Origin of the sequence: Cupriavidus taiwanensis (genome assembly GCF_900250115.1) — a bacterium.
Taxonomy (GTDB): Bacteria; Pseudomonadota; Gammaproteobacteria; order Burkholderiales; family Burkholderiaceae; genus Cupriavidus; species Cupriavidus taiwanensis_B.
The window spans coordinates 3,231,814-3,251,137 of record NZ_LT984803.1 but is presented as its reverse complement, the minus strand read 5'-3'; the positions used below and the strand labels follow the sequence as shown (position 1 = coordinate 3,251,137).

Sequence of the window (19,324 nt, the reverse complement as noted above, 5' to 3'; positions counted from 1 at the left end):
TTTATTCATTTCCAGGCCGTACGCTGTTTTAGGTTTCACTGCACATGTCGACCGCTTCCACTTCAGGGCTGCACCTGAAGACCTCTCACCGCGTGCTGCGCGACGCGGTCGAATTGTTGTCCTCGATGCGCTTTGCGATCGCGCTGCTGACGGTGATCTCCATCGCCAGCGTGATCGGCACCGTGCTCAAGCAGAACGAGCCGTATCCCAACTACGTCAACCAGTTCGGCCCGTTCTGGGCCGATGTGTTCCACACGCTGTCGCTGCAGAAGGTTTACGGGTCGTGGTGGTTCCTGCTGATCCTGGCCTTCCTGGTGGTGTCCACCAGCCTGTGCCTGGTGCGCAACGCGCCCAAGATGATCGCGGACATGCGCTCATGGAAGGATCATGTGCGCGAGCGCAGCCTGCGCGCCTTCCACCATCGCGGCGAGTTCGACGGCGCGCGTCCGCGCGCCGAGGCCGTCGGCCGCCTGTCGGCGTTGCTGCGCAACCGCGGCTACCGCATCAAGGCGGTCGAGCATGACGGCGCCACGCTGCTGGCCGCCAAGGCCGGCGCCGCCAACAAGGTCGGCTATATCCTGGCGCACACCGCCATCGTGGTGATCTGCGTCGGCGGCCTGCTCGACGGCGACCTGCTGATCCGCGCGCAGATGTGGCTGGGCGACAAGACCCCGATCCGCGGCAACGCGGTGATCAGCGAGATCCCGCCGCAGCACCGGCTGTCGGCGAACAACCCCGGCTTCCGCGGCAACGCCTATGTGCCCGAGGGCTCGACCGTCTCCACTGCCATCCTCAACATTGCCGACGGCGCACTGGTGCAGGACCTGCCGTTCGCGATCACGCTGAAGAAGTTCAAGGTCGACTTCTACGAGACCGGCATGCCCAAGCTGTTCGCTTCGGACGTGGTCGTGACCGACCGTGCCACCGGCAAGCGCACCGAGGCCACCATCAAGGTGAACGAGCCGCTGATCGTCGACGGCATCGCCATCTACCAGTCCAGCTTCGAGGACGGCGGCTCGCGCCTGAAGTTCGTCGGCTATCCGATGCAGGGCAGCGGCCATGCCACCTTCACCATCGACGGCGCGGTGGGCGGCAACAAGCCGCTGGCCGGCACCGGCACCAGCGCGGACCGGGACGGCCTGACGGTGGAGTTCAGCGACTTCCGGCTGATGAATATCGAGAACGTCACCGACGCCTCGGGCAAGCCCGATGCGCGCGGCGTGGCGCGCAAGTCCTTCAACGAAACGCTGGATAAGCATCTCGGCGCCGCCGCCAGCACCGACCGCGCCAAGACCCTGCGCAATGTCGGCCCGTCGGTGCAGTACAAGCTGCGCGACCGCACCGGGCAGGCGCGCGAGTACAACAACTACATGGTGCCGGTTCAGATGGACGGCCAGTCGGTGTTCCTGGCCGGCATGCGCGAGTCGCCCAGCGAGCCGTTCCGCTACCTTCGCATTCCCGCCGATGACCAGGGCAGCGTTGCCGACTGGATGCGGCTGCGCGCCGCGCTGCAGGACCGCGCGCTGCGCGGCGAGGCCGCGCGCCGCTTTGCGCTGGCGTCGATGCCGGGCGACGACAAGGCCGAGCTGCGCCGGCAACTGGCCGAAAGCGCGCTGCGCGCGCTCGACCTGTTCGCCGGCGCGACACGCCCCGCGCCGGATTCGCCGCCGGGCGGCTTCACTGCCATCGCCGCCTTCCTGGAAAAGTCCGTCCCGCCGGCCGAGCAGCAGAAGGCCGCCGACGTGCTGCTGAAGATCCTGAACGGTTCGATGTGGGAGCTGTGGCAGCTTGCGCGCGCTCAGGACCAGTTGCCGGTGGTGGCCAACAGTGCCCAGAGCGGCGCCTTCCTGCAGCAGGCGATCAACGCCTTGTCGGATAGTTTCTTCTACGGCGCTCCGGTATTCCTGCAGCTCGACGACTTCCAGGAAATCAAGGCCAGCGTGTTCCAGCTGACCCGTGCGCCGGGCAAGAACATCGTGTATCTTGGTTGTCTGCTGCTGGTGCTGGGCGTGTTCGCGATGTTCTATATCCGCGAACGCCGGGTCTGGGTCTGGGTGAAAGACCAGTCCGCCACCGGCGCCACCGATGCCGGCAGCCAGGTGCTGATGGCGATGTCGACCCAGCGCCGCACCATGGATTTCGAAAAGGAATTCACCGCGCTGCGTGACGACATCGGCCGCGCCTCCGGAGGCCACAGCGCCGCCCACGAGCCGGCCGGCACTCCCCACTGAATCGAGCAGGTACGCTATGTCCTCAAATGTGAACCAGGCCGGTCCCGCCATGCGCGGCACCCCGCGCGCCGACAGCGGTGCCGACGAGGCCTACCTCGAACCTTCCTTCCTGCGCCGCCTGAGCTGGGTGGACTGGCTGTTCGCGCTGGCGCTCGCGGTTGGCGCCGGCGTGGCGCTGGCGCAATACGGGCAATGGATGGACGGCTACGACAAGGCCGTGCTGATCGGCGCCGTGCCCACCTTCGCGCTGCTTGGCTGGCACTGGAAGCCGGTGCGGCCGCTGATGGTGGCACTGGCGGTGCTGTCGCTGTTCGCGATCCAGCTCTACCAGGGCCAGCTCGCGCGCGCCGACCAGGCCTTCTTCCTCAAGTACTTCCTGTCGAGCCAGTCGGCCATCCTGTGGATGAGCGCGCTGGTGTTCCTGTCGACGCTGTTCTACTGGGTCGGCCTGGCGACGCGCTCGGGCACCGGCTACAGCCTCGGCAGCAAGCTGTGCTGGGGCGCGGTGGTGCTTGGCTTTACCGGCATGCTGGTGCGCTGGTACGAGTCCTACCTGCTTGGCACCGACATCGGCCATATCCCGATCTCGAACCTGTACGAAGTCTTCGTGCTGTTCACGCTGATCACCTCGCTGTTCTACCTGTACTACGAAGGCCGTTACGCCACGCGCGCGCTGGGCCCGTTCGTGATGCTGGTGGTGTCGGCCGCGGTGGGCTTCCTGCTCTGGTACACGGTCAGCCGCAATGCGCAGGAGATCCAGCCGCTGGTGCCCGCGCTGCAGAGCTGGTGGATGAAGATCCATGTGCCGGCCAACTTTATCGGCTACGGCACCTTTGCGCTGGCGGCGATGGTCGCGGTGGCCTACCTGCTCAGGCAGCGAGGCATCCTGGCCGAGCGCCTGCCGTCGCTGGAACTGCTCGACGACGTGATGTACAAGGCGATCGCGGTCGGCTTTGCCTTCTTCACCATCGCCACCATCCTCGGCGCGCTGTGGGCGGCCGAGGCCTGGGGCGGCTACTGGAGCTGGGACCCGAAGGAAACCTGGGCGCTGATCGTCTGGCTCAACTACGCGGCCTGGCTGCATATGCGGCTGATGAAGGGGCTGCGTGGCACGGTGGCGGCCTGGTGGGCGCTGGTCGGCCTGCTGGTGACGACCTTTGCCTTCCTTGGCGTGAACATGTTCCTGTCGGGCCTGCACAGCTACGGCGAACTCTGACGCGCGCATGCTGCGACGCAAAAAACCTGCCTTCGGGCAGGTTTTTTTTCGATTTTTTTCAATTTTTTTGGCCGCTGTGGGAATAAAGAGATCACATCCAGTGTTTACTGGAGGGACGGTGCCGGCTGGCGGCACCGGTTTGCATGGAGAACAAGATCATGGCAAGTCTGCGTCGTAACGCTGCTGCATTCCTGGTTCGTCCCGGCGCGCTCGCGCTCGGCTGCGCGGCCGTCCTGCTCGCCGGTTGTTCCGGCATGGGCATGGGCGGTGGCAGCGCCGGCAATCTGCCGCCCACGGTGAAGGTGTCCAATGGCGTGCTGACCGATCCGCAGGGTCTGACGCTGTACACCTTTGACCGCGACACCGCCGGCAGCGGCAAGAGCGCCTGCAACGGCCCCTGCGCCACCAACTGGCCGCCGCTGATGGCGGCCCCGGGCACTAGCGGTTCGGGCCAGTACACCATCATCACGCGCGATGACGGCGGCAAGCAGTGGGCCTACCGCGGCCAGCCGCTGTACCGCTTTGCCAAGGACGCCAAGCCGGGCGACCGCACCGGCGACAACGTCAACAACGTCTGGCACGTGGCCAAGCCCTGACGCGGCGCAGCCACTCTGGCGCCACCACGACCACGACAGCTACCCCGGCATGGATGGGTTTGACGGCCAGCTCGTTGCGCTGGCGCCGCGGCTGCGGCGCCATGCGCGCGGCCTCACCGGCGACGCGGCGCTGGCCGACGACCTGGTGCAGGACACGCTCGAGCGCGCGCTGCGCTATCGCTGGCGCTTCCGCCTGCGCCCCGGTGCCTGGTGGGGCGACGGCGCCGATGGCCTGCTGCCGTGGCTGCTGACGCTGATGCACCGCCTGCGCCTGAACGCCTTGCGCCGCAAGGATCTGGTGGTGCCCACCGATACCCTGCCCGAGGTCAGCGGCCCCGCCGAAGACCCGGGCCTGCGCCGCGACCTGTCGCAGGCACTGGCGCGGCTGCCCGAACCGCAGCGCGCGGTGCTGTTGCTGGTCAGCCTGGAACAATTGACCTACGCCGAGGCCGCGCGCGTGCTCGATATCCCGCAGGGCACGGTGATGTCGCGGCTGGCGCGGGCGCGCGAACAGATGCGGCGGCTGCTTGACGGCGCGGCGCCGAATCGAACTGCCACGGCCGCCAATGCGCTGCAACGGGTGAAATGATGGCCGGCATCCAGGAAGCCGATCTCCACGCCTATGCCGACGGTCAGCTGGCCGGCGCCCGCCGCGCCGCCGTCGAGGCGTACCTGGCGCAGCACCCGGATGCGGCGGCACAAGTGGCCGCCTGGCGCCGGCAGGCCGAGGCGCTGCACCGCGCGCTCGACCCCGTACTCAATGAACCGGTGCCGCTGGCGGCCTTGCCGCCGGGTTTGCACGCCGACCAGGGGCGCAATCGCGGCCGCGACGGCCGGCACGATGGCGCCAGGCCGTGGCCGCGCTGGACCATGGCCCTGGCGGCAACTTGCGCGTCGGTCGCGCTGCTGGCCGTGGGCGGTACGCTGGGCTGGCTGGCGCACGGCCGCCTTGGCGGCGCCACGCTGGTGCTCGCGCCCGGCGAGCGTTTTGCGCGCGAGGCGCTCGCCACGCACGCGGTCTACGCTCCGGAGATGCGCCACCCCGTGGAAGTCGCCGCCACCGAAGAGGCCCACCTGGTCGCCTGGCTGTCGCGGCGCCTGGGCACGGCGCTGCAGGTGCCGGACCTGCGCGCGCAGGGCTTCCACCTGATCGGCGGCCGGCTGGGCGTGGCCGAGGGTGGCCCGTCGGCCATCCTTATGTATGAAGCCGATGACGGCACGCGCCTGTCGCTGCAGCTGCGGCGCATGGCGCAGGGTACGCCCGATACCGGCTTTCGCGTCGAGCGCATGACGGGCGAGGGCGCGCGCCGACGGGCGCCGGGCCGCGATCCGATGATGGCGTTCTACTGGATCGACCGCGACCTGGGCTTTGCGCTGGCGGGGCCGCTGGAACGCGCCCGGCTGCTGACGCTGGCGCAGGTGGTGTACCAGCAATACCAGGGCGGATAACGTACCCGCGCCGCGCTTGCCGCGCATGGGACGCCGGCGCATGCTGGCCCGCGGCCTGCCGCCCCATCAAAAAAACTGTCAGGACTGGGCCGCACTCCACGACCAAGCCCGGAGTCCAATCCTGCAAGCACGCGGCGCCGCCGGCGCCGGCAACGAACAGGCAATCGAGGAAAACCATGCTGATTCCCTCCCCCAAATGGCTGCGCGGCGGCGACATTGCCACCAGCGAGATCACGCCGCGCCATGTCTTCGAAGCGCGCCGACGCATGCTGGCGCTCGCGGCCGCCGGTGCTGCCGGCAGCACGCTGGCGCCGTGGTTCGCGCGCCGGGCCTTCGCGCAAGGCCAGCATGGCGCCCGGCTGCCGGCTACGGCCAACAACGCCTACGTGATCACCGAAAAGCGCACGCCGTACGAAGAGGTGACCACCTACAACAACTTCTACGAGTTCGGCACCGACAAGTCCGATCCGGCGCGCCACGCCGGCACGCTGCGTCCGCGTCCGTGGCAGGTGGCGGTCGAAGGGCTGGTGAAGAAGCCGAAGGTCTATGACCTGGACGAGCTGACCAAGCTGGCGCCGATGGAGGAGCGCGTCTACCGGCTGCGCTGCGTCGAGGGCTGGTCGATGGTGATCCCGTGGATCGGCTATCCGCTGGCCGAGCTGATCCGCCGGGTCGAGCCGCAGCCGGGGGCAAAGTACGTGCAGTTCATCACGCTGGCCGACAAGAAGCAGATGCCCGGCCTCGGCAGCGGCGTGCTCGACTGGCCCTACAGCGAGGGCCTGCGCATGGACGAGGCCATGCATCCGCTGGCACTGCTGACCTTCGGCCTGTACGGCGAGGTGCTGCCCAACCAGAACGGCGCGCCGGTGCGCATGGTGGTGCCGTGGAAATATGGCTTCAAGAGCGCCAAGTCGATCGTCAGGATCCGCTTTGTCGACAAGCAGCCGCCGACCAGCTGGAACCTGGCCGCGCCGCAGGAATACGGCTTCTACTCCAACGTGAACCCGGATGTCGACCATCCGCGCTGGAGCCAGGCCACCGAGCGCCGCATCGGCGAAGAGCGCGGCAGCGGCTTCGGCGCGCTGTTCGCGCCCAAGCGCAAGACATTGCCGTTCAATGGCTATGGCCAGCAGGTGGCAGCGCTGTACCAGGGCATGGACCTGAAGAAGTTCTTCTGATGCAAGGCGAGCGCATGGCTACCTCATCTCCCACCACCGCGGCCGCCGCCGCGCGCAAGCCGGCGGGCCTGGCCACGCTGGCGCCGCAGCGGGTGCGCGCGCTCAAGCTGGCGATCTGGGTGCTGGCGCTGCTGCCGTTCATGCGGCTGCTGTACCTGGGCGCCACCGGGCAGTTCGGCGCCAATCCGCTTGAATTCGTCACGCGCTCGACCGGCACCTGGACCCTGGTGATGCTGTGCCTGACGCTGGCGATCACGCCGCTGCGCCGCCTCACCGGCTGGAACTGGCTGATCCGGCTGCGGCGCATGCTGGGCCTGTTTGCGTTCTTCTACGGCCTGCAGCACTTCCTGCTGTGGATCGGCGTGGATCGCGGCTTCGACCTGGCCTACATGATCAAGGACGTGTACAAGCGGCCCTTCATCACGGTCGGTTTCACCGCCTTCGTGCTGATGGTGCCGCTGGCGCTGACCTCGACCAACGGCATGGTGCGCCGCCTCGGCGGCAAGCGCTGGCAGGCGCTGCACCGGCTGGTCTATGCCATCGCCGTGCTGGCCATCCTGCACTACTGGTGGCACAAGGCGGGCAAGAACGACTTCGGCGAGGTCTCGATCTACGCCGCGGTGGTGTTCGTGCTGCTGGGGATGCGGGTGTGGTGGCGGCTGCGCAAGCCAGCCGGAGGGACGCGCCAGCCCGCCGCGTAAGACGCGGCGGGCCGGGCCTGCGGGAACTCAGTCCTGCAGCAGGCGCTCGTCGCGGAACAGGTCTTCGACCAGCTCGCGCTCGCGCACCAGATGCACCTTGCTGCCGTCGACCATCACTTCGGCGGCGCGCGGGCGGGTGTTGTAGTTGGAGCTCATGGTGAAGCCGTAGGCGCCGGCCGACATCACCGCCAGCAGGTCGCCGGGCTGCACCGCCAGCGCGCGGTCGCGGCCGAGCCAGTCACCCGATTCGCACACCGGGCCGACGATGTCGTAGGTCACGGCCGCGCCATCGCGCAATGCCACCGGCTCGATGCGGTGGTAGGCCTCGTACATGGCCGGGCGCGCCAGGTCGTTCATGGCGGCGTCGACGATGCAGAAGTTCTTGGACGCGCCCGGCTTGAGGAACTCCACCTGGGTCAACAGCACGCCGGCATTGCCGACCAGCGAGCGGCCCGGCTCGAACAGCACCTCGCGGTGGCCATGGCCGCGCGCGGCAACGCGCTCCAGCAGCGTGGTGGCGAAGCCGGTGATGTCCGGCGGGGCCTCGTCGGTGTAGGTAATGCCCAGGCCGCCGCCCACGTCGATGTGCTCCAGGCTGATGCCTTCGCGCTCGAGCGCCTCGACCACGTCCAGCACCTTGTCCAGCGCTTCCAGGTAGGGCTCGACCTCGGTGATCTGCGAACCGATATGGCAGTCGATGCCGGTCACGGCCAGGTGCGGCAGCGCGGCGGCGGCGCGGTAAGTCGGCAGCACGTCTTCGAAGGCGATGCCGAACTTGTTGCCCTTCAGGCCGGTCGAGATATAAGGATGGGTCTTGGCATCGACGTCCGGGTTGATGCGCAGCGACACGCGCGCACGTTTGCCGACGCGGCCAGCCACTTCGTTCAGGCGGTCCAGTTCGGGGATCGATTCGACGTTGAAGCAGCGCACGTCCTGGGCCAGCGCCAGCTCCATTTCGGCCGCGCTCTTGCCCACGCCCGAGAACACCACCTTGCGCGGATCGCCGCCGGCGGCCAGCACGCGCTTGAGCTCGCCGCCCGAGACGATGTCGAAGCCCGCGCCCAGGCGGGCGAACACCTGCAGCACCGCCAGGTTGGAATTCGCCTTCATCGCGTACTGGACCTGTGCCTTGCGCCCCGCGCAGGCGGCGGCGTAGGCCTGGTATGCGGCGGTCAGCGCCGCGCGCGAATAGACGTAGGTCGGCGTGCCGAACTCGGCGGCGATGCGCGCCAGCGGTACCTGCTCGACGGCAAGCGCGCCGTCCTGGCGGTGGAAGAATGCGGTCATGGTTATCGGGTGGTGGGGGCGGCGGGGGACGATGCCGGTGCCGGCACGGCATCGGCGCGGCCCAGACCCGGATCCGGCACGGTCGGCGGCGCCGGCTCGGGCGGCACCTTGGGCAGGGTCAGCGGCCCGCGGATACCGCATCCGCCCAGCAGGGGCATCGCAAGGGCGGCGGCAAACGCCGATACAATCGCAACACGACGCAGCATCGGGTCGTCCTTTTGGCTTGTTGGCAAGGCGTTGGATGGCCCGGCGCGATGGCCAGTCATCCGGAGGATTCTCAACAAAAAAAGCCGTTCGCGCCACGTACGCCCGGTCCGGGCAGCGGCGGCAACGGCGGTCTCGGAGTTTAGCATGCCCCCCTTGAGCGAAAGCGAGTTCCTGGCCCTGGCCACGCGGGAACTGGACCGCATCGAAGCCGCGGTCGAGGCGGCCGCCGACGCGGCCGACGCCGACATTGAAATCAGCCGCACTGGCAATGTGATGGAACTGGAATTCGAGAACGGTTCCAAGATCATCATCAACAGCCAGGCGCCGATGCAGGAACTGTGGGTGGCCGCGCGCGCGGGCGGTTTCCACTTCCGCCGCGAGGGCGAGCGCTGGGTCGATACGCGCAACGGCGGCGAACTGTACAAGGCGCTGTCGGGCTATGTCAGCGAGCAGGCGGGCGCCAGCCTCAGCCTGCACTGACGCCGGCATCCCGGGGCGGGTCCCCGGAGCGCAAAAAAGAAAAGCCGGCCTCGCGGCCGGCTTTCTGCTGTCTGGCGAGCGCGCTCAGGCGCCGCCGAACATCTCCAGGATCTTGCGTTTCTCGGTCTCGGTATCGACCGACGGGGTCGAGGATTCTTCCGGCTTGCCCGGCCACGGATCGCCCAGGCCCACCGACGCCACGCCGGCACCGCCGGCGTTCTCTTCGAAGGTCCAGTCGCCGCCCACCATCAGCACGCCTTCGGGCGCGGGCCGTTCCGGAGACTCGGGCACGCCCTTCAACGCCTTGCTCATGTAGCCGACCCAGATCGGCAGCGCCAGGCCGCCACCGGTCTCGCGCACGCCCAGGCTCTTGGGCTGGTCGTAGCCCATCCAGGCGATTGCCACCAGGTTGGGGGTGTAGCCGGCGAACCAGGCGTCGACCGCGTCGTTGGTGGTGCCGGTCTTGCCGGCCAGGTCATTGCGGCCCAGGCGCTGCTTGGCGCTGTTGGCGGTGCCGTAGCGCACCACGTCGCGCAGCATGGTGTCGGCGATAAAGGCGGTGCGGGCATCGAGCACGCGCACCGCGTCGGTGCCGGCGCGCTGCGGATGGGTTTCGGAGATCACGTTGCCACGCGCATCGACCACCTTCTGGATCAGGTACGGATTGACGCGGTAGCCGCCGTTGGCGAACACCGAGTAGGCGCCGGCCATCTGCAGCGGCGTCACGGCGCCGGAGCCCAGTGCCATCGGCAGATAGGCGGGGTGCTTGTCGGCCTCGAAGCCGAAGCGGGTGATGTAGTCCTGTGCGTACTGCGTGCCGATCGCGCGCAGGATCCGCACCGAGACCAGGTTCTTGGACTTGGCCAGCGCGCGGCGCATGGTCATCGGGCCCTCGAAGCGGCCGTCGTAGTTCTTCGGTTCCCACACCTGGCCGCCGGTATCGGGACCGATCGTCAGCGGCGCATCGTTGATCACGGTGGCCGGCGAGAAGCCCTTTTCCAGCGCCGCCGAGTAGATGAACGGCTTGAAGCTGGAGCCGGGCTGGCGCCAGGCCTGGGTTACGTGGTTGAACTTGTTGCGGTTGAAGTCGAAGCCGCCCACCATCGAGCGGATCTCGCCATCCTGCGGGTTGATCGACACGAACGCCGCGGCCACTTCCGGCAGCTGCGTCACCGACCAGTTGTTTTTCTCGTCCTGCGTCACGCGGATCACCGCGCCGGGGCGCATCTTCATCTTGGGCTGCGCGTTGGCCGACAGCGACGGCGAGATAAAGCGCAGCGCCGCGCCTTCGATGGTTGCGACTTCGCCGGACAGCAGCGTCGCCTTGACCTGCTTGGGCGACACGCTGGTGACCACCGCCGAGCGCAGGTCGCCGCTGCCCGGGTGCTCGACCAGCGCATCGTCGATGGCCTGCTCGCGCTCGGCCGGGTCGGAGGGCAGGTCGATGAAGGCCTCGGGGCCGCGGTAGCCGTGCTTGCGCTCGTAGTTCATGATGCCGGAGCGCACGGCTTCATAGGCGGCGTCCTGGTCGGTCTTGATCAGCGTGGTATAGACCGTCAGGCCGCGCGTGTAGGTTTCCTCGCGGTACTGCGCGTACATCAGCTGGCGCACGATCTCGGCCACGTATTCGGCGTGCGTGGAGAACTCGTTGCCCTCGGTGCGCACCTTCAGCTCGGCCTGCACGGCCTCGTCGTACTGCTCGGGCGTGAGGTAGCGCAGGTCGCGCATGCGCTGCAGGATGTACTCCTGGCGCACCTTGGCGCGGCGCGGGTTGACCACCGGGTTGTACGCCGACGGCGCCTTTGGCAGCCCGGCCAGCATCGCCGCCTCGGCCGGCGTCACCTCGCGCACCGACTTGCCGAAGTACACGCGCGCGGCGCTGTCGAAGCCGTAGGCGCGCTGGCCCAGGTAGATCTGGTTCATGTACAGCTCGAGGATCTGGTCCTTGCTCAGGTTGGCCTCGATCTTGTACGCCAGCAGCATCTCGTAGATCTTGCGGGTGTAAGTCTTCTCGCTGGACAGGAAGAAGTTGCGCGCCACCTGCATGGTGATGGTGGAGGCGCCCTGCGACAGCCCGCCGCGCAGGTTGGCCAGGCCGGCGCGCATCACGCCGACGAAGTCGACGCCGCCGTGCTCGTAGAAGCGGTCGTCCTCGATCGCCAGCACTGCCTTTTTCATCACGTCCGGAATTTCGGCGATGGGCACGAAGTTGCGCCGCTCCTCGCCGAATTCGCCGATCAGCACATTGTCCGCGGTGTAGATCCGCAGCGGAATCTTGGGCCGGTAGTCGGTGATGGTGTCCAGCGACGGCAGGTTGGGCGCGGCCACCAGCAGCGCGTAGCCAAGCAGCAGCGCAAGCACGACGGCACCGGCGACAACCAGTCCCACCGCCCAGAACATGAGCCGCGTCCAGATCGAACGGTGGGCAGGGTGGGGCGGCTTGTGTTGTGCTGTGGCCATAAGGGAAATACCTAGTCAGGGGTGCCCGCGATTATATCTTCCGGCATCCGCCCGCCCGGGCGCACAGTGGCGGGGGCGCCGCTATCGCGCTGTTACAAGATGTAAGGCCGCCGAAGCCGGCGTGCAGGGCGACGTTGGCGGCGACTACGGGCGAAGCGCGCGGCACAGGCAGGCATGGAAGGGAACCCGACGACCGTGGGGTTTTGGCAACGGATTGATGAGGGCCTTCTCAAAAACAAATTTGGCCGAGTTCGGCACGTTGCCACCGATGCTGGATTTTGTGAGAATCGGCCAACATAAAAAGCACACGTTTCATTCAAGAAACTAGGCTCGCCCGATTAGAGCGTTCAAGCCAGGGGCGAGTTCAAAAGTCAGGGGGTCACCTTGCGTCGGGGCATTTTGTCGGGGCTTCTGCGCCGGACTACGGTCGGCGTGGATATCGGATCGTCCAGTGTCAAGGTAGTCGAGCTCTCCGTGGGGGGCAGCAGGCAAGACTACCGGCTGGAGAAATGCGCCAGCGAACTGCTGGACCGCAATGCCGTTGCCGACGGCAACGTCATCAACATCGAGGCGGTCGGGATCGCGCTCAGGCGCGCGCTCGGCAAGGCCGGCATCCGCGCCAAGGACGTGGTACTGGGCGTTCCCTCCATGCTGACCGAATCGCAGACGGTCAGCCTGCCGGACAACCTGTCCGAAGACGAGCTCTATTCCCAGGTCGAATCCGAGGCGCACCGGCTCTATCCGCCGTCGCAGGCGGTCAATTTCGATTTCGCCGTGATCGGCCCAAGCGAGACCGAGGGCGGCATCGGCGTGCGCGTCACCGCCGCCAACAGCGATCGCGTGCAGGAGCGCGTGACCGCGGCCGAAATGGCCGGCCTCAAGCCGCAGGTGATGGACGTCGAGGAATACGCGGTGCAACGCTCGATCGTGCAGATGCTGGGCGTACCGCAGGAGATGTCCGAGGCCGACGCGCGCGCGCTGCCGGTGGTGGCGGTGGTCCACCTGGGCGGCAGCCGCTCCAAGGCCATCTTCTACCAGGGCTGGAAAGAACTCTACGAGCAGCCGCTGAACAGCTACGGCGACCAGCTCACGCAAAGCGCGGCGCGCATGTTCACGCTCGACGCGCTCAAGGCCGAGATCAAGAAGCGCAAGAACACGCTGCCCGAGGCCTGGCGCGCCCAGCTGCTCAAGCCATCGCTCGATGCCCTCGCCATGGAGGTGCAGTCCGCGATCGGCAACTTCATCGCCAGTTCCAGCCTCGGCCGGGTCGACGAGATCCTGCTGTCGGGCGGACATGCCTCGCTGTTCGGCGTGCAGGCGGCAATCCAGCACCAGACCAGGATCACCACCACGCTGGCGAATCCGTTCGCCAACATGGCGACCAACGCCAAGGTCAATGAGCGCTACCTGCAGCGCGACCTGCCGGCGTATATCGTCAGTGCCGGCCTGGCCCTGCGCGGCCTGCAATAACGCACCGGAGGCACGAGATGTCAACGAACACACTGCCTTCGGTCAACCTGCTGCCCTACCATGAAGCCCGCAAGGCAGCGAGGCGCAAGAAGGTCTACACCATGCTGGTCGCAGCGGCCGCCGCCGGCGCGGCCGTGGTGCTGCTGGGCGGCGTCTATATCGACGGGCGCATCGCTTCCGTGGTGGCGCTCAACCAGGTGCTGAGCGCGGAAAACGCCAGGCTCGACGGCCAGATCCGCGAAGTCAACACGCTCAAGAAAGATATCGACGCGCTGCTGCAGCGCCAGAAGGCGGTGGAAGGCCTGCAGACCGAGCGCAACCGCCCGGTGCAGCTGCTCGAGGAACTGGTGCGGCAGGTGCCCGAAGGCGTCTACCTGACCAGCCTGAAGCAGGCCGGCGAGGCCTTCACCATCGCCGGCGTGGCGCAGTCCAATGAACGCATCTCCGAGCTGCTGCGCAACCTTGGCGGAGTGGCCTGGCTCGACAAGGCCGAGCTGGTCGAGTCCAAGGCGGTCACCATGACCAACAACCTGCGCGAGCAGCGCCGGCTGTTCGATTTTTCGATGCGCTTCGCGTACCGCGCCCCGGAGGTCCCGGCCGATGGCAAGAAGGCAGCGCCGGGCGCTTCGGCCCCATCCGCCGCACCTGTTCCCGCACCCGCTCCCGCGGCCGGAAAGGCCTGACCATGGCGCTCAATACCGAAATCAACCTGGCTGACCTGACCAGCCAGTTCCGCGGGCTCAACCTGAACGAGCCGGAGACCTGGCCGGCCGCGCCGCGCGTGCTGTTCGCGATCCTGGCCGCGGCGGTGGTGCTGCTGCTGGGCTGGCAGTTCTACTGGAGCGGAAAGTTCGACGAGCTCGAGCGCCAGCGCCAGGAGCAGGAAAGCCTGAAGCAGGCGTACCAGTCCAAGGTGGCGCAGGTGGCCAACCTCGAGGCGCTGCGCGAGCAGAAAAAGCAGGTCGAGCAGCGTGTGGCGCTGCTGGAGCGACAGCTGCCCAACAAGACGGAAATGGATGCGCTGCTGGCCGACGTCAACCATGCCGGCGTCGCGCGCGGGCTGCAGTTCGAGCTGTTCAAGCCGCAGGCGGCGGTGATCAAGCCCTACTTTGCCGAGATCCCGGTGAACCTGCGCGTGACCGGGCGCTATCACGAGGTGGCGCAGTTCAACGCCGACGTCGCGGCGCTGTCGCGGATCGTGTCGATGCAGAACCTGCAGCTGGCCAATACCAAGGATGGCGGGCTGTCGATGGAGGCGGTCGCGATGGCCTACCGCGCGCTCGACGCCGAAGAGCAGGCGGCGCAACGCAAGGCTGCCGCGGCCGCGGCAGCCGCCAAGGCAGGAGGCGCGAAATGAGCCGCATCGTTCGAATCCGCGCCCTGCCATGGATCGCGTCGCGGCGCACGGTGGCGGCGGCGCTGGCGCTCGGCCTGCTGGGCGCCTGTGGCGCCAGCGACGAGGACGCGCTGCGCCAGTGGATGGAAGCCACCCGCAGCGCGCGTACCAAGCCGCCCGAGCCCGTGCCCGACGCCCGTCCCTACGTGCCGCGCGAATATGCCGCGGCCAGTGCGCCCGAGCCGTTCGCACAGGCAAAGATCGGCGAACTGAACAAGACCCTGGCGGATTCGCCCGAAGCCGGCCGGCGCCGCGAGCCGCTGGAGGACTATCCGCTCGAAAACTTCAAGATGCTCGGAATGATGAAGAAGCAGGGGGAAATCTTCGGCATCGTCCGGGTTGATAACAAGATCCACCATGTGAAGGTGGGTCAGTATCTCGGCCAGAGCTATGGCCGGGTGGTCCGCATCACCGATCAGGAGATCGTGCTGCGCGAATTGGTCCGGGAGGGGGTATCCGAGTGGAAAGAGAAAATGACCAGCCTGAAGCTGGACGCGGCGGCATGACCCCCGCGCGCTGGTATCGAGCGCGCGCGGGCGCCGTGATGAGGACCATGGCCACGGCGCTGGCGCTCTGGCTTGCGCTTGCCGCACCGGAGGCGCTGGCGCAAGGCAACCGGATCAAGTCGGTGGACGTCAGCACGACCGGGGAGCAGACCGTGCTGGTGGTCGAACTGGAACGGCCGCTGGCGCAGAAGCCGGCGGACTTCACCACGCAGAACCCGGCACGGCTCGCGATCGATTTCTTCGATACCGGCTTTGCCGAGCGGCGCGCCCAATATGAATACGGCGGCAAGCTGGTCAAGGCAGCCAACGTGATGCAGATCGGTGACCGCACGCGCGTGATCCTCGACCTGACGCGCAACGCCACCTATCGCACCGACCAGCGCGGCAATGTCTTCGTGGTGTCGCTGGATAACGTGGCGCCGGCAGCCAAGAGCGCCGCGCCGACCTTCGCCCCGGCCGCGACGGCGCCTGGCGCTGCCGCGGGGCGCCCGTCGGTGCGCGCCATCGACTTCCGCCGGGGCGCCGACGGTGCCGGGCGCGTGGTGGTGGACCTGTCCTCGCGCGAGTCGGGCATCAATATCGCGCAACAGGGCAAGAACGTGGTCGTCGATTTCCTCGGCACCACGCTGCCGGAGAACCTGCGGCGCCACTTCGACGTCAGCGACTATGGCTCGCCGGTGCAGGGCATGCGCGCCTCCGACGCCAACGGCAATGCGCGCCTGACCATCGAGCCGCGCGGCAACTGGGAATACAGCTCGTACCAGACCGATACCCAGTTCGTGGTCGAGGTCCGTCCCGTCAAGGAAGACCCGACCAAGCTGATCAGCGGCCCCGGCTACCGCGGCGAGCGCCTGTCGCTGAACTTCCAGAACATCGACATCCGCTCGCTGCTGCAGGTGTTCGCCGACTTCACCAACCTGAACATCATCACCAGCGAAAGCGTGCAGGGCAACCTGACCCTGCGGCTCAAGGACGTGCCGTGGGACCAGGCGCTGCAGATCGTGATGGATGCGAAGGGACTGGCCTCCCGCCGCAACGGCAATGTGCTGTGGGTGGCGCCCAAGGCCGAGCTGCAGACCAAGGAGAAGCTGGAGCTCGAGTCGCAGCAGCAGATCAACGACCTCGAGCCGATCCGCAGCCAGGTATTCCAGCTCAATTACCAGCGCGCCGAGGACGTGCGACGGATGCTGCTGGGCATGGGCGCCGGCGGCGGCGCAGCCGCCCCCATCGGCAGCGCGGGGGCAGCGGGCGCCAGCACGCGCATGCTGTCCAAGCGCGGTTCGCTGACGGCCGATGCGCGTACCAACCAGCTCTTTGTGTCGGATATCGCCTCCAAGCTGGAAGAGGTGCAGAGCTTTATCGGCAAGATCGACATCCCGGTGCGCCAGGTCATCATCGAGGCGCGCATCGTCGAGGCCACCGATACCTTCAGCCGCAACCTGGGCGTGAAACTGGGCTTTGCCGGGCAGTACAACAATGCCCGCGTCGGCAACACCTACAACAACGTGCTGCCGGGCGCGACCTCGGACAACGGCCCGTTCCTGAGCCTGCCGGCCGGTTCCATCAACGGCACCAACCCGGCCAATATCGCGGTGAGCCTGTTCAACAGCGCCGCCACGCGCTTCCTGGCGCTGGAGCTGTCGGCGCTGGAAGCGGACGGCAAGGGCAAGATCATCTCCAGCCCGCGCGTGGTCACCGCCAACAACATCAAGGCGCTGATCGAGCAGGGCACCGAACTGCCTTACCAGGCAGCCACTTCCAGCGGCGCCACCTCGGTGCAGTTCCGCAAGGCCAACCTGAAGCTCGAGGTGACGCCGCAGATCACGCCCGAAGGCAATGTGCTGCTTGACGTCGACGTGAACAAGGACAGCGTGGGCATCCAGACCACCTCGGGCTTTGCCATCGACACCAAGCACGTGCAGACCCAGGTGCTGGTCGAGAACGGCGGCACCGTGGTGATCGGCGGCATCTACACCCAGACGGAGTCCACCGATGTCGACAAGGTACCCCTGCTGGGCGATATCCCGGTGCTGGGCTACCTGTTCAAGAGCAACGCCAAGGTCCGCAACCGGACCGAGCTGCTGGTGTTCCTGACCCCACGCATTCTTAACGAAAGCGTGTCGCTCAGGTAGGGCCGGGGCGTCGGATACAGTAGACTGGCAGGCCGCATCGACAGATGCGGCCTTTTTTTTTGCTGCGCGCCGCAACGCCGGGCCCGTCCGGCAGGGACGCGCAACGGCGAGAAATGCGGCCAATGCCGCATTCGGCACTTGCCGGCCGCGCCACAACATAAGAAGATGATGCAGTTCCCAACCGGGGAGGACGGCCCCCATGCCGCGCTCCCGAACCACAGTCCCGTGACAGCCTCAGCGACAGGGCCGGCGGCGCAGTGCCAGGCGCTGGATCGGCGCGAAGCCGAACGATCCGGTGCCGAGCGCCCGGAATCCGATCGACCCAACCTCTTTTTCGTCGGCCTGATGGGCGCCGGCAAGACCACCGTGGGCCGCACGGTGGCGCGGCGCCTGCACTATCCGTTTTTCGATTCGGACCATGAGCTGGAGGCGCACTGCGGCGTGCGCATCCCGGTGATCTTCGAGCTCGAGGGCGAGGCCGGCTTCCGCGACCGCGAGGCCGCGATGATCCGCGAACTGGCACAGCGCCAGGGCATCGTGCTGGCCACCGGCGGGGGCGCGGTGCTGCGCGCCGAGAACCGCGAGGTGCTGAAGGCCCGCGGCACGGTGGTGTACCTGCGCGCCAGCCCGCACGACCTGTGGCTGCGCACCCGGCACGACCGCAACCGGCCGCTGCTGCAGACCGAGGACCCCAAGGGCAAGCTCGAGGCGCTGTACGCCGAGCGCGATCCGCTGTACCGCGAAGTCGCCGACTTCATCATTGAAACCGGCAAGCCCTCGGTGGCGCAGCTTGCTAATATGGTGTTGATGCAACTTGAAATGGCCGGTTTCCGGATCGATCCCCCGCAGCCGGCGTCCCCGTCCGCGGGCGATGCCGGGCCGCCGGCGCAGGACCCCAATCCATGATTACCCTTGAAGTCGACCTGGGCGAGCGCAGCTACCCCATCCATATCGGCACCGGCCTGCTCGACAACGCCGAGCTGCTGCGCCCGCACGTGCGCGGCCAGCACGCCGTCATCGTCACCAATGAAACCGTCGGGCCGCTCTATGCGGCGCGTGTCGAGCAGGCGCTGGCGACGCTCGGCAAGACCGTGCGCACCGTCACGCTGCCGGACGGCGAGGCCTTCAAGCACTGGGAAACACTGAACCGCATCTTCGATGCCCTGCTGCAGGCCGGCGCCGACCGCAAGACCACACTGGTGGCGCTGGGCGGCGGCGTGGTTGGCGACATGACCGGCTTTGCCGCCGCCTGCTACATGCGCGGCGTGCCTTTCATCCAGATGCCGACCACGCTGCTGGCGCAGGTCGATTCGTCCGTGGGCGGCAAGACCGGCATCAACCACCCGCTCGGCAAGAACATGATCGGCGCATTCCACCAGCCCAACGCGGTGATCGCCGATATCGACACGCTGCGCACGCTGCCGCCGCGCGAACTTGCCGCCGGCATGGCCGAGGTGATCAAGCACGGCGCCATTGCCGACGCCGATTACTTCGCCTGGATCGAGCGCAACATCCAGGCGCTGAACGCCTGCGATCCGGAGCTGATGGCGGTTGCCGTGCAGCGCTCGTGCGAGATCAAGGCGGGCGTGGTGGCGCAGGACGAGCGCGAGGGCGGGCTGCGTGCCATCCTCAATTTTGGCCATACCTTCGGCCACGCCATCGAGGCCGGCATGGGCTATGGCGCCTGGCTGCACGGCGAAGCCGTCGGCTGCGGCATGGTGATGGCGGCGGACCTGTCGCACCGGCTGGGCTTTATCGATATCGAGACCCTGGCGCGCGTGCGCACCCTCACGCAGGCGGCGATGCTGCCGGTGGTGGCCCCGGAACTGGGCGCCGACCGCTATATCGAACTGATGAAGGTCGACAAGAAGGCCGAGGCCGGCAGCATCAAGTTCATCCTGCTGAAAAAGCTCGGCGAGGCGTTCATCACCACCGTGCCGGACGCGGATCTGCGCGCGACGCTGGCGCACGCCGTCCTGAAACCTCCCACCGAGGCGCCGGTCGCCTGACCGATC

The 19,324-nt window shown here is 67.5% G+C and carries 18 protein-coding genes; 15 read left to right on the top strand and 3 right to left on the bottom strand.

Annotated features, from left to right (window positions below; translation table 11 throughout):
- Positions 1-44: 44 nt before the first annotated feature.
- The 7 genes from CBM2586_RS15170 (at position 45) to msrQ (ending at position 7,371) form a co-directional block, all read left to right on the top strand.
- Entirely contained in the window at positions 45-2,231 is a 2,187-nt protein-coding gene (locus CBM2586_RS15170; protein WP_115660944.1) for a cytochrome c biogenesis protein ResB, read from the top strand.
- A gap of 49 nt (positions 2,232-2,280) precedes the next feature.
- Positions 2,281-3,447, top strand: coding sequence for a c-type cytochrome biogenesis protein CcsB (gene ccsB / locus CBM2586_RS15165; protein WP_115663664.1), 1,167 nt, complete (start codon positions 2,281-2,283; stop codon positions 3,445-3,447).
- A gap of 158 nt (positions 3,448-3,605) precedes the next feature.
- Positions 3,606-4,043, top strand: coding sequence for a COG4315 family predicted lipoprotein (locus CBM2586_RS15160; RefSeq protein WP_115663665.1), 438 nt, complete (start codon positions 3,606-3,608; stop codon positions 4,041-4,043).
- Positions 4,044-4,092: 49 nt separating this feature from the next.
- Positions 4,093-4,632, top strand: coding sequence for an RNA polymerase sigma factor (locus CBM2586_RS15155; RefSeq protein WP_115660945.1), 540 nt, complete (start codon positions 4,093-4,095; stop codon positions 4,630-4,632).
- On the top strand, positions 4,629-5,492 hold the full coding sequence (locus CBM2586_RS15150; protein WP_115688299.1) for an anti-sigma factor family protein: 864 nt from the start codon (positions 4,629-4,631) through the stop codon (positions 5,490-5,492). Before CBM2586_RS15155 ends, CBM2586_RS15150 begins: the two co-directional genes overlap by 4 nt.
- A gap of 176 nt (positions 5,493-5,668) precedes the next feature.
- Complete coding sequence (gene msrP / locus CBM2586_RS15145) at positions 5,669-6,670, top strand: protein-methionine-sulfoxide reductase catalytic subunit MsrP (protein ID WP_115688297.1); 1,002 nt, start codon at positions 5,669-5,671, stop codon at positions 6,668-6,670.
- Positions 6,670-7,371, top strand: a complete 702-nt coding sequence (gene msrQ / locus CBM2586_RS15140; RefSeq protein WP_115688295.1) for a protein-methionine-sulfoxide reductase heme-binding subunit MsrQ — start codon at positions 6,670-6,672, stop codon at positions 7,369-7,371. Before msrP ends, msrQ begins: the two co-directional genes overlap by 1 nt.
- 27 nt (positions 7,372-7,398) lie before the next feature.
- Here the strand turns inward: msrQ and lysA are convergent, their stop codons facing one another.
- Entirely contained in the window at positions 7,399-8,658 is a 1,260-nt protein-coding gene (gene lysA / locus CBM2586_RS15135; RefSeq protein ID WP_115688293.1) for a diaminopimelate decarboxylase, read from the bottom strand.
- Between the two features lie 2 nt (positions 8,659-8,660).
- The gene (locus CBM2586_RS15130) at positions 8,661-8,864 is read right to left on the bottom strand and encodes a hypothetical protein (protein WP_115688291.1); all 204 of its coding nucleotides are present in this window, start codon (positions 8,862-8,864) and stop codon (positions 8,661-8,663) included.
- Positions 8,865-9,009: 145 nt separating this feature from the next.
- Between CBM2586_RS15130 and cyaY the strand changes: the two genes are divergently transcribed.
- A complete protein-coding gene (gene cyaY / locus CBM2586_RS15125; RefSeq protein ID WP_115660951.1) occupies positions 9,010-9,345 on the top strand; it encodes an iron donor protein CyaY in 336 nt (111 codons plus the stop codon).
- Between the two features lie 84 nt (positions 9,346-9,429).
- Here cyaY and CBM2586_RS15120 read toward each other — a convergent pair whose 3' ends face one another.
- Complete coding sequence (locus tag CBM2586_RS15120; RefSeq protein ID WP_115688289.1) at positions 9,430-11,805, bottom strand: penicillin-binding protein 1A; 2,376 nt, start codon at positions 11,803-11,805, stop codon at positions 9,430-9,432.
- Positions 11,806-12,204: 399 nt separating this feature from the next.
- On the opposite strand from CBM2586_RS15120, the gene pilM reads away from it, so the two are divergent.
- The 7 genes from pilM (at position 12,205) to aroB (ending at position 19,318) form a co-directional block, all read left to right on the top strand.
- A complete protein-coding gene (gene pilM / locus CBM2586_RS15115) occupies positions 12,205-13,275 on the top strand; it encodes a type IV pilus assembly protein PilM (RefSeq protein ID WP_172587091.1) in 1,071 nt (356 codons plus the stop codon).
- 17 nt (positions 13,276-13,292) lie between these two features.
- Positions 13,293-13,958, top strand: coding sequence for a PilN domain-containing protein (locus CBM2586_RS15110; RefSeq protein WP_115688285.1), 666 nt, complete (start codon positions 13,293-13,295; stop codon positions 13,956-13,958).
- Between the two features lie 2 nt (positions 13,959-13,960).
- A complete protein-coding gene (locus CBM2586_RS15105; RefSeq protein ID WP_115688283.1) occupies positions 13,961-14,632 on the top strand; it encodes a type 4a pilus biogenesis protein PilO in 672 nt (223 codons plus the stop codon).
- Positions 14,629-15,177 carry a pilus assembly protein PilP gene (locus CBM2586_RS15100; RefSeq protein ID WP_115688281.1) on the top strand — a complete coding sequence of 183 codons (549 nt, stop codon included), beginning with the start codon at positions 14,629-14,631 and terminating at the stop codon, positions 15,175-15,177. The genes CBM2586_RS15105 and CBM2586_RS15100 overlap by 4 nt, the downstream gene beginning before the upstream one ends.
- Complete coding sequence (gene pilQ / locus CBM2586_RS15095; RefSeq protein ID WP_115688279.1) at positions 15,174-17,309, top strand: type IV pilus secretin PilQ; 2,136 nt, start codon at positions 15,174-15,176, stop codon at positions 17,307-17,309. The genes CBM2586_RS15100 and pilQ overlap by 4 nt, the downstream gene beginning before the upstream one ends.
- Positions 17,310-17,534: 225 nt before the next feature.
- On the top strand, positions 17,535-18,215 hold the full coding sequence (locus tag CBM2586_RS15090) for a shikimate kinase (protein WP_373424208.1): 681 nt from the start codon (positions 17,535-17,537) through the stop codon (positions 18,213-18,215).
- A complete protein-coding gene (aroB, locus tag CBM2586_RS15085) occupies positions 18,212-19,318 on the top strand; it encodes a 3-dehydroquinate synthase (protein WP_115660959.1) in 1,107 nt (368 codons plus the stop codon). The genes CBM2586_RS15090 and aroB overlap by 4 nt, the downstream gene beginning before the upstream one ends.
- The last annotated feature ends 6 nt before the right edge of the window (positions 19,319-19,324 follow it).

Bases quoted from the DNA above. Each gene is read 5' to 3' on its own strand.
- CBM2586_RS15170 (WP_115660944.1), top strand. From the start codon at position 45: ATGTCGACCGCTTCCACTTCAGGGCTGCACCTGAAGACCTCTCACCGC.
- ccsB (WP_115663664.1), top strand. From the start codon at position 2,281: ATGCGCGGCACCCCGCGCGCCGACAGCGGTGCCGACGAGGCCTACCTC.
- CBM2586_RS15160 (WP_115663665.1), top strand. From the start codon at position 3,606: ATGGCAAGTCTGCGTCGTAACGCTGCTGCATTCCTGGTTCGTCCCGGC.
- CBM2586_RS15155 (WP_115660945.1), top strand. From the start codon at position 4,093: ATGGATGGGTTTGACGGCCAGCTCGTTGCGCTGGCGCCGCGGCTGCGG.
- CBM2586_RS15150 (WP_115688299.1), top strand. From the start codon at position 4,629: ATGATGGCCGGCATCCAGGAAGCCGATCTCCACGCCTATGCCGACGGT.
- msrP (WP_115688297.1), top strand. From the start codon at position 5,669: ATGCTGATTCCCTCCCCCAAATGGCTGCGCGGCGGCGACATTGCCACC.
- msrQ (WP_115688295.1), top strand. From the start codon at position 6,670: ATGCAAGGCGAGCGCATGGCTACCTCATCTCCCACCACCGCGGCCGCC.
- lysA (WP_115688293.1), bottom strand. From the start codon at position 8,658: ATGACCGCATTCTTCCACCGCCAGGACGGCGCGCTTGCCGTCGAGCAG.
- CBM2586_RS15130 (WP_115688291.1), bottom strand. From the start codon at position 8,864: ATGCTGCGTCGTGTTGCGATTGTATCGGCGTTTGCCGCCGCCCTTGCG.
- cyaY (WP_115660951.1), top strand. From the start codon at position 9,010: ATGCCCCCCTTGAGCGAAAGCGAGTTCCTGGCCCTGGCCACGCGGGAA.
- CBM2586_RS15120 (WP_115688289.1), bottom strand. From the start codon at position 11,805: ATGGCCACAGCACAACACAAGCCGCCCCACCCTGCCCACCGTTCGATC.
- CBM2586_RS15110 (WP_115688285.1), top strand. From the start codon at position 13,293: ATGTCAACGAACACACTGCCTTCGGTCAACCTGCTGCCCTACCATGAA.
- CBM2586_RS15105 (WP_115688283.1), top strand. From the start codon at position 13,961: ATGGCGCTCAATACCGAAATCAACCTGGCTGACCTGACCAGCCAGTTC.
- CBM2586_RS15100 (WP_115688281.1), top strand. From the start codon at position 14,629: ATGAGCCGCATCGTTCGAATCCGCGCCCTGCCATGGATCGCGTCGCGG.
- pilQ (WP_115688279.1), top strand. From the start codon at position 15,174: ATGACCCCCGCGCGCTGGTATCGAGCGCGCGCGGGCGCCGTGATGAGG.
- aroB (WP_115660959.1), top strand. From the start codon at position 18,212: ATGATTACCCTTGAAGTCGACCTGGGCGAGCGCAGCTACCCCATCCAT.